Source organism: Magnetococcales bacterium, assembly GCA_015232395.1.
Taxonomy (GTDB): Bacteria; Pseudomonadota; Magnetococcia; order Magnetococcales; family JADFZT01; genus JADFZT01.
Window position 1 is genome coordinate 22,994 of record JADFZT010000004.1, and the last position, 13,762, is coordinate 36,755.

Annotated in this window: 8 protein-coding genes; 3 read left to right on the top strand and 5 right to left on the bottom strand. The window is 56.5% G+C overall.

The features are described from left to right. Positions 1–306: 306 nt before the first annotated feature. Both xth and HQL52_02195 read right to left on the bottom strand, forming a co-directional pair. Positions 307–1,080: an exodeoxyribonuclease III gene (gene xth / locus HQL52_02190; protein ID MBF0368241.1), complete on the bottom strand. Its 774-nt coding sequence runs from the start codon at positions 1,078–1,080 to the stop codon at positions 307–309. 108 nt (positions 1,081–1,188) lie between these two features. Continuing rightward, positions 1,189–3,060 carry a bifunctional (p)ppGpp synthetase/guanosine-3',5'-bis(diphosphate) 3'-pyrophosphohydrolase gene (locus tag HQL52_02195; protein MBF0368242.1) on the bottom strand — a complete coding sequence of 624 codons (1,872 nt, stop codon included), beginning with the start codon at positions 3,058–3,060 and terminating at the stop codon, positions 1,189–1,191. A gap of 377 nt (positions 3,061–3,437) precedes the next feature. Here HQL52_02195 and HQL52_02200 point away from each other — a divergent pair, with 377 nt between their 5' ends. Beyond that, positions 3,438–4,241 carry a hypothetical protein gene (locus tag HQL52_02200; protein MBF0368243.1) on the top strand — a complete coding sequence of 268 codons (804 nt, stop codon included), beginning with the start codon at positions 3,438–3,440 and terminating at the stop codon, positions 4,239–4,241. Between the two features lie 669 nt (positions 4,242–4,910). Here HQL52_02200 and HQL52_02205 read toward each other — a convergent pair. From HQL52_02205 to HQL52_02215, 3 genes are all read right to left on the bottom strand, one after another. Then, entirely contained in the window at positions 4,911–5,282 is a 372-nt protein-coding gene (locus HQL52_02205; protein MBF0368244.1) for a hypothetical protein, read from the bottom strand. 936 nt (positions 5,283–6,218) lie between these two features. Continuing rightward, positions 6,219–6,689 (bottom strand): phosphohistidine phosphatase SixA, encoded by a 471-nt coding sequence (gene sixA, locus HQL52_02210; GenBank protein MBF0368245.1) that lies wholly within the window; start codon positions 6,687–6,689, stop codon positions 6,219–6,221. A 5-nt stretch (positions 6,690–6,694) separates the two neighbouring features. Next, entirely contained in the window at positions 6,695–6,880 is a 186-nt protein-coding gene (locus tag HQL52_02215) for a hypothetical protein (protein MBF0368246.1), read from the bottom strand. Positions 6,881–7,096: 216 nt separating this feature from the next. Here HQL52_02215 and HQL52_02220 point away from each other — a divergent pair, with 216 nt between their 5' ends. Continuing rightward, on the top strand, positions 7,097–10,054 hold the full coding sequence (locus HQL52_02220) for a PD-(D/E)XK nuclease family protein (protein MBF0368247.1): 2,958 nt from the start codon (positions 7,097–7,099) through the stop codon (positions 10,052–10,054). Continuing rightward, positions 10,051–13,590 carry a UvrD-helicase domain-containing protein gene (locus HQL52_02225; protein ID MBF0368248.1) on the top strand — a complete coding sequence of 1,180 codons (3,540 nt, stop codon included), beginning with the start codon at positions 10,051–10,053 and terminating at the stop codon, positions 13,588–13,590. Before HQL52_02220 ends, HQL52_02225 begins: the two co-directional genes overlap by 4 nt. Positions 13,591–13,762: the final 172 nt, after the last annotated feature.

Genomic DNA, 13,762 nt, shown 5'->3' on the forward strand with positions numbered 1-13,762 from the left:
CACATTTCATCTCAAGTGGAAGATCTTATTTCAACAATTGGCAAAATAGCGGATTGGGGACGCAAGGAGCAAACTTGCCCGGATGGAGAGTCCCATCACCCCTCTGTCTGCCTTAGGGGTTGGCGTGGAAGTCTCTGCCACAACTGCGAGAAGTGCGGTTTGTGGAGTGAAGGGGGAGATGAGATCAACCCCTACGCGTACAACAATTGCAACATGGTATAGCTTGAACAGGGTATGGGGGGCACCAGCCTGAACCCATTGGGTGAATCAGGTCAAAAGGCTGAAGATAGTAGCTTTGGAGGCGCTTTAAGCTCCGGTATCGAATTCAGCGATTACCGGGGCGTGGTCCGATGGCCGGGGCCACCCCCGGGGCGTGGCATCGATGACGCAACGGGATAACGTCAAAGCGAGCCCCTGGGACGCCAATATGTGGTCGATGCGCACCCCACGGTTGCGGGGGAATGAACCGGCCCGATAGTCCCACCAGGAAAAATGGCCTCCCCGGGCCTCCTTTTCCCGGAAACAATCCACCAGTGGCAGGCCGATCAGCCTCTGATATCCCTCGCGTTCCGGGGGAGAGACCAAAATTCCCCCAGCCCAGAAAGCCGGATCATGGACATCCCGGTCGTCCGGGGCAATGTTGAAATCCCCTGTGACAATCAGCGGCTGGCCGGTTTTCAGTTCTTGGGCAACGTAACTCTCCAAGGCCTTGAGCCATTCCAATTTGAACCCATACTTATCTGACCCGACACTGGCTCCGTTGGGGACATAGACGTTGATCACACGTGTATTCCCCACAGTCACTGCCAAAAAGCGTTTTTGAGCAGGATCCACCCCTGGCAGCTCCTTCAACACCTGGCTTGCCTCAAGCCGGCTCAATACCGCCACCCCATTGTAGGTTTTTTGTCCTGAAAACCAGGCCTGATAGCCCATATCAGCAAAGGCGGCCTCCGGAAACAGGTCATCGGTAAGCTTGGTTTCCTGGAGGCAGAGCAGATCCACGGGATATTCCTGCAACCAGGTCTGTACCTGCTCTTGACGGACTCTGAGGGAATTGACGTTCCAAGTGGCGATTTTCATGTTTGGCAACACATTTTGCGCTCTGGACTCGTTATTCTCTCCAACCCCTGGCCAGGAGTGAGAGGGGGAAGTCAGCCGCGCATGAAGGAGGAGAGGGCTCGAATGGCGTCAAGCTTTCCAGCAGTAGGTCTGAATTTCCCGGACTGAATCCAGGTCAGCCAATTTTTTCAGCATATGGCTTAAGACTGAGGGCTCTTTTCCCCCCAACTCCATGCTGATGGCATAACACTCGGCAGAACGTCCCTGGCCCTGGATGGAGTGGCCGTTGATGCCCAGATTGGCCAACAGCTCCAACACCGGTAGCAAGGCACCGGTTTGATGGTTGATGGAAAAAGTGACGTGGAGATTTTCCCCCCGGCTTTGGATCGACCAGGAACCTGATTCCCAAACACCGCTCTGGGCATTGTCGCAATCGGCGTGATGGACAATCCAACGACCATCACCGGAGAGGCGCCCCCGGATGGGATCTTCCGGTGCGGCCAAGCAGCAGGCGGACCAAAAAATGTCCGGCCCGGTGAGGGAGGTGAGGGTAAAATGGCCGTTTAGATTTCGCCGTACCCCTCTGACGGGAATATCCTGGCGTTTCAAGGCTTGCTTGACCAGGGTACGCGCCCGGGCGGTTTTGACCACATCCAGCCAAGCGCGCTGGGGGCGGGCATCCTTGGCAGTCACCACCTGCACCACATCCCCATCGTTGAGGGTGTGCTCCGGTGGGCGTTGAATGCCGTTGATCCGCCCCCCCGTACAGCGTTCCCCAAGCTCGGTGTGGACCAGATAGGCAAAATCCACCACCACCGAACCCACAGGAAAGGTGAGGCGATCTCCCTGAGGGGTATAAACATCGAGGAGGTCGGGCAAAACGTGGGCGTGCACCTCCGACATCCGCAAATCACTGTCGCCGAGGGTAGCCAATAGCCGCATATATTTTTGCGGATCGGGTCCACTTACCCCCCATTGGGCGAGAATACCCATGCGGTTGGCCTCTTCATCCCGGGTGCGAATCACATGGATGCTCAAAGGCTGCCCTTCCCAAAAGACCCGGCTGGAGAGGGCTCTGAAACCGTTGATGCGGGGCGCGTTGAGATAATCCCGAACGTGGCGGGGCAGGGGGCCGAAAAGGCTGTGCATTTTGCCCAACACCCGCCAGGCGGCATCATCGTCAGCCACCAGCAACTTCAGACGATAGACCGGCCAGCCAATCCGCCGCAGGCGACCGGTACCCGGATTTTCGGTGAGATAAAAAAAATCAGCGATCTTTTTGGGCTCCAGGAGATAATCTTCCGCCAGATTATCATCCAGGAGTTTTTCCAGGTGGCCTGTCAGGCGATCCATGCTGGGGGCTGAGCGTTTTTGCAGACTGAGCAGGGTGCTTTCCGCCCGTTTGCTCTGCACCGGCATCAGGTGATTTAAGATCCGGGCGATCAGGGCATCGGCCAGGGCCATCATTCCCAGACGTCTGGCCACCCCCACATAGATCAAACCGAGGCTGGCTTTGGTTTTGGCTTTGGCTGGTCCGTGAACATGGAGGGTTTCGGTGTTGTGTAAAACATCGAAAATTTTGACGATCAAAACCCTCAGATCCTTGGCAGCGGCTCCGAGAATACGGCGATAGGTGGCGGGCAGGTCTCCAGCCCCTGTTTTGAGGCTGCGAATTTTGGAAAGCGCCTGAACGATACCCAGAACCTCTTCGCTAAATTCTCTGATCCGCTCCTCAGCTTGACGCTCTTCGGGGGCATCTTCGATGGCGTCGTGAAGCAGGGCTGCACACACCGCAGGCAGGTCGATCAAACCCCAGGTCAGGCAGTTGTGGCTTACTTCCAGACAGTGGGTCACATAGGGTGCACCATCCAGTTTGCGCACCTGACCGTCATGGAGTTCCACTGCCAGACGAGCGCAATAATCCACTTTCCGGGCCGCCTCTTCTCCGAGACGATCACGGCTTAGTTCTACCAACTCGGTGATATGCCTTTCCAGATCCATAACCATTCCAAATTGATGTTGAGCCAAGCCCAACGAAGATACCATCCACCCCGTTTCATGCCCACCCGGGACCACAACCCGACAGAGAATAGCGAATCCAATGCCGTCATGGACAGGAATTATGGGCCGCTTTGCAGGTTGAGTAAAAAGGATTTTTTAAAAAAAATGCACAAAACCCCACCGCAGGTGACTTCCAGACCTTGAAAAATTGTTGAAAGTCGTACAGCTTTTGCCGTTACGTGGGCATAATAAGCCGGATAGACTTAAATCCCAGGGTGGGCGTTTCCCCCCCCCATGGGAGCAATTCGGTACCGCGTCCTGGAAATGAGATCCAACAGGCCAGGTTGGAGATGCCTTATTCCGTTTGGGAGGAAGATATGATTGTAAGATTCATCAAGTGGCTGTTCAGAAACATCGGCCCCTACGTTTTGGGCATCTCCGTAGGAATCGGTTTTGCTTACCTGCTGATAATTTTCGTGGCCCAAACGGAAATTCCCATCAACATGGATAACCTGACCCGGTATATCCCTTCTTTGTCGGTGGAACCGGAAACCCTGATAACCCCTCCGGAGCCACCCACCTCGGAGCCGCCGCCAGCGAAACACACCCCACCCCCCGTAGCTGCTGTCGAAGCCCCGGTAGAAACGCCGGTTGAAGCGCCCGTCGCACCCCCTTCACCAGCTGAACCTGCTGAGACCGTTGGGGTGGCGGGTATGGGTGTGGACCCGGCATGGACGGCACAGGCTGCCGCTGAAAACCAGGCGACGACAACGCCATCCACCGAGTTGCCGAATGAATTGAGCCTGCCCATTACCCCTGTCGTTACGCAGTCGTCCCAAGCCCAAAAAAGCACTCCGGCTGCCAAAGGGAGCGGGCTTGCCTACACTCCCGCAGTCAAATCTCCAGCCAAAAGCAAAAAGAGCACCGCCAAAAAGGTCTCCTGTGGTACTCCCCCCAGCCAACCCGGCTTTGCCATGGATCGTTACCTCTCCTGCCAGTGGTATCGCCACTGCCTGGATCGTCTGGATCGCGCCCGGCGCATGATCTCCAGAGGGCGTGATCTTTGTCCCAAATCCGGGGCCAATGCCCAACAGTGTCGCAACTATTATCGCTCGCTGGAATCCCGCTATCAGCCGGAAATGTGCAATCAGTGGCGAGGTTATTCCGCCATTGGTGGATAGTGGCTTGTTCTCCTGGGGTGGAGCAGCCGCTCTGCCTCAGGATGAGCACCAATGGGTGATGATTTCAGACGAAATTCACCCACCACCCACTCACTTTCCCGGCTTTGGATAAACCCGCCCTGGCTTGGTTCACCTGCCGGTCTACCTGCCCCGGCGGTAAGGGCCAATCTGTTTTTCCAGCATCCCCTCGGTCCATACACCACGATAAATGAACCACCACCCCCTTTTTTCTGAAAATATTTTTGACACATATTTCCTGAAAAAAGGCAAAAAAAAAGGCCCTGTCCGGGGGCCTCTTATCACTTCTTTTTCTTTGATTTATCTCATGATTCAGTCAAACATTCTTTAGTCTCCTTGTCTGATGGTGGCGGCACCCGGAGAACTCCTCCGAGAGGCTCCTCATCCAGTTGCCGAAATGTCGTTACCCCATTTACGATAACGAGTTGCCCAAAAAGTTTCAATGATCCATAAAAAAAACGATTCCGCCAACTTTCCCGTTCCGTGACCACCCATGGGAAAACCGAATACTTTGGCTTATTTGGCTAAACCAACCTTGGCTTGCATCCTGCCGTCCTGGCACGAAAATCCCGGTAATTATTCGCTCATTACACGAAAGGGGAGTCGAACCCACCCGGTCATTCGTTCAGATCGTGATCGCGTGATCGAAAATCAATGCACCCGGTTTAATTTTTTGGTTTCCATCACCCCGGAGGCATCGCCCCATTTTTCCCGCAACTCCATGGCATTGTCCGTCAGCTCTTCCTCATCCACACCGAGATGCTCGGCCATGACGGCTGTCCGCCAGTAGGGTTCCCCCTCATCGTCGTAACCGGTAGGAGGGGGCGGGGAGCCATAAATCTCTTCCAGAGCCATGCGCATGGCTTTACGGACCACCGGGTTGCGGCTCTTGGCCAAAAATTCCCAGGCATCATCATAGCCGGGGTGGTCCGGACCATCCTCAATCACCCTCAGAACCTCTTCAATTTCGATTTCGTCGCCGATCATACCGATTCCCAGGTTGCTGTCAGAAGGGTGCGTCATTGCCGATGCTCCTTGGAGTTGAGTCTGGTGTTTAAATGATTTGACCCGTTTGCCCTTGTCCAGACGATCATCCGGTTGAGAGCTGTTGTGCTGGAGCTTTTGCAATAATCGTACCTGTTTGTATGCTTATGGTGCAACATTTTGATAAATTGGAACTTATTGTGGTTCCAAAAAGAGTGTCCTGGAGCCTTGAAGCGCCTGACAATCTTTTTTCTCCCACTTTAAGTGGGACACTTTTGCCTTCAGATCCCCCCGGAGAGCCTGGGATAGGTATCATTTTCCTCCCAATCCATAAATCTCAAAATAGCAATGATGCAGAGGATGGCAGGACCGACGAGAAGGAAGGACGATTCGATGGTCAACGTTGTTTCTCCATATTTTGTTTGTTTTGAGCTTCTTTGAGCTCCTTTGTAAACACACCTCCCTCGTAAGGGTACAGGTATACTAGCAAGAGCTTTGCCAAGAGAATTTTACGCCAAATTTCATCATGTTACATAAGATTTTCATTGTTTTTCGTTCTCAGCCATCGACAGTGGTTTGACTGGCCTGTGGGGTGGGGCAGGGGTTAAAAATGAGGGGATTGAATAAATTTTGGCAGGTAAAATCGACATGGGAATGGACGTGAAAAGGGATGGGCAATCGCTTGATTTGAGATGGATTTTTTAACCAGGCAATTTTTGCCCCATCGCTCTGGGTACGCAAAGATGAAATGCCAAATCCAAGGGTGAAAAGGGGGCTGTCAGCTTTGTGGCACAGAGGAGGCAAAGAGGTGGGGTCAATGGAAAAGAAGTGTCCGCAACAGGTCGTTCAGGGCTGAATCAAGAGGTTGGCAGCAACCCGGAATTTCTGGAACACCACCCGGGCTGGAGAGATAAACCTTCCCCGCTTGGTGCGAATGTGACAATTCAACCTGCTGAAATTGCTTGAAATTTATCTTTATGGTGAAGTCAAAAGCATGGGTGGGAGCATCCAGAGGAGGCGAAAAGGATGCGCCTCTGTTCGTTCCAGACAGAGAATGGTACCCGGTTGGGACAAAATTTGGGCTGGCGCTTGTGCCCCTGCCAGCACGAGGGAAACAAATCGGGTGATGTGGGGGCCGTGGCCCGCTATCAGGGTATCTTTTTCCCAAGAGGTACACGCATACAACAAATAATCAGCCGAATCCTTGGGGCGAATATGGGGGATGATTTCAAGGTTTTGATGATCGCTCAGGTAGCGGGCCAGAATATCGGCGGTTTGCCGGGCTCGGGTCTTGCCGCTATGGCAAATCCGCGCCACTCTTACCCCGCCATGGGCCAGAAACGCCCCGCTCCTCTCGATTTCTGAAATTCCCCGAGGGGTCAGGGGGCGATCCCGATCAACCTCCTTGGGTACCGCCTCGCCATGATGGGCCAGGAGCAGTTTCATGGATTCTATTCCCGATCCTGTTTGTTGATCAGATTGGGATTGGCTGGATCAATGATCTGATCTTCCAGGGGTTTGCCGGTCAAGAGCCTGGCAAAGAGGGTGGGCTGGGGTTTTTCCAGGGGAGAACGCTGGCTGGGCTTGGGGGAGTCGTTTTTATCGCTGCCGGGTTGTGGAAGCTTGGTTTTCGGCATGATGCTCTCCTTGGTTTTTTTTGGGTCGCTATCCAACGGTGGCCTCAGGCACTTTTACAGCTCATGATACCAAATCCTGTTCAATCATCCAAAAAAACAATCCCAGGGGAGGGTGGGCATTCAATCACCATTCCCATGATTCAATCAGCGTTGTCGCTGGTCATCCCCATCGCAAAACATGGTGGCAGGGGGCTGGTTGTGGAAAAATAGTTGGTTATGAACTCTCTCTCAGCCATCGATTCCCACCCAGATCAGAACCAACCCGGGGTAGGTGCGTTTCCCTTCGACACTTTCATGGCTGCTCTTAATCGAGGAGATCTCTGCCTCACAGTCAATCGACGCCTGGCCCGTACCCTGGCCAAGGCCTACGACCAAGAGCAGATTCACAAGGGCAGGCAGGTGTGGTCCACCCCGGAAATTTTGCCTCTATCTGCCTGGCTGCAACGCCTTTGGGGGGAGTGGCTGGATCTTCAGGAAGAGAGTGTCCCCCCCCTGCTCCTCACCCCCTGGCAAGAACGCACGCTCTGGCAGGAGATCATCCAAAGCTCACCGGAAGGGGCGGGGTTGATGCAGGTGGCTGATGCCGCTGATCAGGCCATGGAAGCATCCAGACTCCTGAACTCCTGGGGGTTGGAGATGAGCTGGCAACCAGTGGAGGAAAACGAGGATGTCCGGGCCTTTCGTCACTGGCAGGAGCTGTTTAGCCAGCACTGCCAGGACAACCAGTGGCTGGTGGAGTCCCAACTGATCGATTTTTTCCAAGAACGCCTTGGGGAGATTCCCTGGCCCAGCGCCTTGTGGTTGGCCGGATTTGATCGGATCACCCCCCAGCAGGATCATTTTTTGACAAGATTGGGTGATCTGGGCACCACCGTGACTCGACTCCCACCCCTTTCAGATCCCTTGGCTCGTGGCGTACGGGTGGGATTTCCCGACCGCCGGGGGGAAATTTTGGCCGCAGCCGGGTGGGCTCGGGATTATCTGATCAAACAGACCCCCAACAGCCCGGACCAATCCTCTCAGATGCCTGTAAAAATGGGCGTGATCGTGCCGGACCTGGACGCCCGCCGACAAGAGGTGGCCCGGATTTTTGCCACGGTTTTAGATCCCCAAGGGTGGCTGCCTCACCATCCCCCGGCGACACCGCTGTTCAATATTTCCCTGGGCACTCCTCTGGATGAGGAGCCCCTGATCCGTGATGCCCTCCATCTGCTCACCTTGGGGGAAGGGTATCTCCCCTTGGCCCGTTATCGGGAACTGCTCCACTCTCCTTTTTGGGCCGGGGGCATGGGTGAGTGGAGCGAGCGGGCTTTGATGGATGTGGCTCTGCAACGCCATGGTCACCTCACCATCTCTATTGAAGGCTTGATTTCAGCTGGATTGGGGGAGGGGGGTGGAGGGGATTTTGAGACGCCCCGGGAGAGCGGGGAAAATAAGCCTGAAAATCCCAGCCAAAAACGCGCCCCATCTCCCCAATTGGTGCAGAGTCTGAACCGCTTCCGGGAAGGGTTTGCAGAGAGCCCGAAGGCTACCGCCCCTCCCCAGGAGTGGGCCACCCGTTTTGCCGAATGGCTCACCCTTCTGGGCTGGCCAGGGGAGCGGGCCTTGGACTCCAGGGAATTTCAGAGCGTGGAAGCCTGGCGGGAACTCCTCACCACCTTTGCCTCTCTGGAACGGGTGGTGTCCGACATGACTCTGGGAGAAGCCTTGACCCAGCTGCGCCTACTGGCCCGGGAAAGCACCTTCCAGACCGAAACCCCTGAAGCACCCATCGAAATCATGGGGGTGCTGGAAGCGGGTGGGGAACGATTCGATGCCCTCTGGATCATGGGCTTTTCCGACGCCCTCTGGCCCCCCAACCCCGAACCCAACCCTTTTTTGCCCCACAACTGGCAGCGGGATCAGGGTCTGCCCAGGAGTTCCCGGGAAGCGGAACTGGTTTTTTCCCAACAGGTGACCACACGCCTTTTGGCTTTGGGCAGAGAGGTGGTGGTCAGCTATCCGGAGGGAGAAGAGGATCTGGAGCGCCGTCCCAGCCCACTGATCATGACCCTGCCCCCGGTGGATCCTGAAATACTTCTCCCCACACCCCCACCCACCCCCGCCCAATGGATCGGTGTCGATGGCCGGATGGAAACCCTCCCCGATCACCAAGCTCCGCCCCTTTCTCTACAGCGGGAAAAGACCAGCGCTGGAGGCTCCGGAATACTCAAAGCCCAATCCCTCTGCCCCTTTCAGGCCTTTGCCCGTTATCGCCTGGGGGCGCGAGAGGTCGAGACACCTGAGCCCGGACTCTCCCCCCTGCAACGGGGCAACCTGACCCATTGGGCACTGGATCATCTCTGGGGAGAGATCGGCTCCCTGGCCCGGCTTCGCACCCTTTCCGGTGAGGCGATGCAAGAGGTGATACATCAAGGAGTCACCCAGGCCATCAACAAGGGCAAAAGCCGATTTCCCGAAGGGTTGCGGGGGGGCTTTCAGAAGTTGGAACAAAAACGTCTGGAAAGATTGCTGCATCGCTGGCTGATGTTGGAGACTGAGCGGATGGATCCCTTTGAGGTGACTGACAGGGAGAGGCAACAGGATCTGGAGATCGGCGGCTTGACCATCCATCTGCGCCTGGATCGGGAAGATCGGTTAACGGGACCGGGTGGGGGACAGATTCTTCTGGATTATAAAACCGGCAAGGTGGGGATGAAGGATTGGTTTGGGGAGCGCCCCAAGGATCCCCAGCTACCCCTCTATTATCTGGCTGGGGGCGAAAAAACCGTCGGGGTGGCCTTTGCCCAACTTTTACCTGGGGAGGTCGCTTTCAAGGGACTTTCCCGGGAGCCCGACCAGCTCCCAGGGGTCACCACCCCGGAGGGAACCCGCCACCTCCCTCCGGATCTGGATTGGCAGGCGTTGGGGCCTTATTGGCAAAAAACACTTTCGGGGATTGCCGAAGAGTATCGGGATGGCGTTGCCAGTCGCACCCCTCAAACCGGGGCCTGTGATTATTGCGACCTGACGATTTTTTGCCGAAAACATGAAAGCAGTCCCGAAATTCCAGATGGTATGAATGCCAAACCCTCGAATGAAATGGATGTCACCCGGATCAAGGAGGGTGGCGGGGAGGAGAGAGCCGGGGATCAACCAGGGAATCACAGCAGTTCCCCGGAAGAAATATCATGAACCACACCCCGACCCTTGCCGATAGCCAAGCCCGAAAAGCTGCCCTGGATCCCGAGGCTTCGTTCATTGTTCAGGCCCCTGCCGGTTCCGGCAAAACCGGACTGTTGACCCAGCGGTTTCTCACCCTGCTCTCCCGGGTTAATCAGCCCGAAGAGATCATCGCCATCACCTTCACCCGCAAGGCGGCGGGGGAGATGAAAAACCGTATTCTGGAATCTTTGGAGATAGCCGGAAACACCCCTCCCGCCCCCCCCCTGCCAGAGGATCCCCACGAGCGCCTGAATCGGCATTTGGCTGAAAAGGCCCTGGCTCGGGATCAAGTGGGGGGATGGCAGATTCTTCTCAACCCCAACCGACTGCGTATTCTCACCATCGATTCCCTCTGCGCCTCGCTCACCGCCCGCATGCCCCTGCTCTCCAGAATGGGGGGACGGGCCCGGGTGGTGGATCAAGGGGATCCTTTCTATCAGCAGGCGGCCCAAAACTGCCTGGCTCTGGTGGGGGGGGCCGACCCCTATGGCGCGGCCGCCGCCACGCTTCTGGATCACCTGGACAACAACCTGCCACGGGCCACCCGCCTGCTGGCCGAAATGCTCGCCACCCGGGATCAATGGTTGCGGCGTCTGGGCAGCTTGGGCGATGAGATGCGGGAGCCTCTGGAAGGGGTGCTTCAGGCGGTCCAGCAACGGGAGGTGGCCGGGGTTTTGGCGCAAATTTCCCCAGCCATCAAAGAAGCGCTGATCCAGGCGGCCACCTTTGCCGCGGCCAACCTCCAGGCGGCTGAAAAAATCTCACCTTTGAACATCTGGTTGGATGCCCTCGATTTTCCGGACACCTCCCCCGACTCCTTTCCCCTCTGGCAGGGGCTGGCCGAGCTGCTTTTGACCCAAAAGGGAGAGTGGCGTAAACAGGTCAATGCGGCGGTGGGGTTCCCTGCCCCCAGTGGTGTTAAAAACAAGACCGAAAAAATCAGCCTGACCGAGAAAAAAAAGCAGGTTACAGCTTTGCTCAAAACCCTGGCCCGGAATACCACCCTGGCCCGGGATCTCCACGGCTTGCGCAGCCTGCCTCCAAGCCGCTACAGCGATCAACAATGGCGCATTCTTCAGGCCCTGCTCACCCTTCTGCCCATGGCCGCCGCTCAACTTCAAGTGCTGTTTATGGAGCGGGGGCAGGTGGATCATACCGAGATCACCCTGCGGGCGTTGGCAGCGCTGGGAGAGCCGGACAATCCCACGGACCTGGCTTTGAGTCTCGACTATCGCCTGGGCCACATCCTGGTGGATGAATTTCAGGACACCTCCGTCACTCACCATCAACTTTTGGAGCGCCTCACCGCTGGCTGGAACCCGGAGGATGGCCGCACCCTTTTTCTGGTAGGAGATCCCATGCAGTCCATCTACCGGTTTCGGGAGGCGGATGTGGGAATCTTTTTAAAAACCCGCAGGGATGGTCTCGCAGGTCTACCCCTGATCCCCTTGAATCTCACCGTCAATTTTCGCTCTCAACAAGGCTTGGTCCACTGGGCCAACGCCGCCTTTGCCCAGGTGCTGCCCCAAAAGGAAGATCCCTTCTACGGCGCCGTCTCCCATACCCGTTCCGACAGCTTCCGGCCTACACTTGAAGGCAGCCCGGTCACCTGCCACCCTTTTGCCGAAGAGGATCGGGTGGCGGAAGGGGAGCGGGTGGTGGCACTGGTTCGGGAAGCGTTTGAAGGGTCTGTTTCGGAGGGTAACAAAGGCCAGGTGGCCATCCTCGCCCGCTCCCGATCCCACCTGGTGGAAATTGTGCCAGCACTCACCCGGGCGGGCATTCCCTTTCAGGCGGTGGAAATTCGCAAACTGGCGGATCAAACCGTCGTGCAGGATCTGCTCGCATTGACCAGAGCCATCACCCATCCGGCTGATCGGGTGAGCTGGCTGGCCATTTTGCGCGCCCCCTGGTGTGGCCTGACCCTGGCTGACCTGGATGTTTTGGCAGGGGGGCATCACACGGCCACCCTTTGGGATCTTCTGAACGATCCAGCTCATCTCTCCAGGCTTTCCAGGAGTGGCAGAGAGCGGCTGGAGCCGGTGCGCGCTCTCCTCACCACAACTCTAGCCCAGCGCCGCCGCACCGCCCAAGGCCCCCTGACCGGTTTTTTGCGCCGTCGGGTGGAAGGGGTCTGGCTGGCCCTGGGGGGACCGGCCTGTTTAAATTCCCCCGGAGAAATTTTGGACGCTGAACGCTTTTTTGATCTTCTGGAAGAGATGGAGCGGGGGGGGGTGATTGCTGATTTCAAGGAATTGGGGGAGCGGGTGGAGGCTCTTTTTGCCGGTCTTGATCCCGAGGCCGGCCCTCAAGTGCAGGTGATGACCATTCACAAGGCCAAGGGGCTGGAGTTTGACACGGTGATCCTACCGGGACTGGGTCGTCGTTCCCGGGGAGAGCAAGGACGCCTGCTGGCCTGGATGGAGCCCTCGGGAGAGTCCCTGCTCCTGGCCCCCATCAAGCGGAGCGATCAGGGAGCGGGGGATCCCATCCACGACTATCTGATGGGGGTGGAACGACAAAAGGGGCTTCTGGAAGCCGGACGCCTGCTCTATGTGGCGGCGACCCGAGCCAAAAAAAAATTACATCTGCTGGGCCATTTGAACCCGCCCAAAAAAGGCTCGGATCTGCCCTATCCCCCCTCCGGCTCCCTGCTTGCCCTGCTGTGGCCTGCTGTTGAGCGGGATTTTACCAGCCATCCCGAAGCCATCCCCCAGGGTGCAAACACCCTCGATCCGGCTCTACCAACCACCGATCCTGCCAGCCAAGTGGGTGATTCAGCCAACCAAGTCACAGACCCTGCCTTTTCAGCCAAGCCCCCACCCCCCTTGCACCGCTTGGCCGCTGGTTGGCGACTGCCAAAATGGCCTCCCCCGGTGGGTCGCCCCGGGAGCCCGGAACAGATCGAGGGGGAGCCGGTTCCCTTCGAATGGGCTGGGGAAACCATCCGTCTGGTAGGCGTCGTGGTCCATCGCTATCTGTGCCGCATCGCCCGTGACGGGATTGATCGTTGGTCTCCCCAGCGGGTGACCGCCAGCGCCCCGACCATCGCTGCGCATTTGATCAGACAGGGCCTACCCGAAGGGGAGGGGCTGGACCAAGCTTGTGTTCGGGTTCAAACCGCACTCCGCTCCACCCTGATCGACCCCAGAGGGCAGTGGCTCCTTTCTGATCAACATACCGAAGCCCACTCGGAACTGGCTTTAACCGGGCTTTTCAAGGGTAACCGACTGGCCATCGTCATGGATCGGACCTTTATCGATGGGGAAGGGGTTTGCTGGATCGTTGATTATAAGGTGAGCGTTCATCGGGGAGGGGATGACGAAGCTTTTTTGGATAACGAGCAGACGCGCTATCGGGATCAATTACAACGCTATGGCGCTTTCATGCAGGCGGCTCACCCCCATAGAGAGATCCGTCTAGGACTCTATTTTCCCATGCTGGGTGGCTGGCGCAGCTGGATCTTCCAAGGAATCGATAACCAATTTACCTCTCAGAATAAATAGCGATTTATTTATCGGTCATCCAACTCCAGATACTTTTGAAACCGGGCTGAATGTTTTTCATTTCAAAAAAAACAGCAAAAAATCGATATAAATACGCTTTCTCCAATGCCATGGATGTAATACCTCCTGTTACACTACTGATTATTGTGGTAAATTGCTTTTCTAGATTGTA

Coding starts and splice junctions, on each gene's coding strand:
- HQL52_02200 (MBF0368243.1), top strand. CDS start 3,438: ATGATTGTAAGATTCATCAAGTGGCTGTTCAGAAACATCGGCCCCTAC.
- HQL52_02205 (MBF0368244.1), bottom strand. CDS start 5,282: ATGACGCACCCTTCTGACAGCAACCTGGGAATCGGTATGATCGGCGAC.
- sixA (MBF0368245.1), bottom strand. CDS start 6,689: ATGAAACTGCTCCTGGCCCATCATGGCGAGGCGGTACCCAAGGAGGTT.
- xth (MBF0368241.1), bottom strand. CDS start 1,080: ATGAAAATCGCCACTTGGAACGTCAATTCCCTCAGAGTCCGTCAAGAG.
- HQL52_02220 (MBF0368247.1), top strand. CDS start 7,097: ATGAACTCTCTCTCAGCCATCGATTCCCACCCAGATCAGAACCAACCC.
- HQL52_02215 (MBF0368246.1), bottom strand. CDS start 6,880: ATGCCGAAAACCAAGCTTCCACAACCCGGCAGCGATAAAAACGACTCC.
- HQL52_02225 (MBF0368248.1), top strand. CDS start 10,051: ATGAACCACACCCCGACCCTTGCCGATAGCCAAGCCCGAAAAGCTGCC.
- HQL52_02195 (MBF0368242.1), bottom strand. CDS start 3,060: ATGGATCTGGAAAGGCATATCACCGAGTTGGTAGAACTAAGCCGTGAT.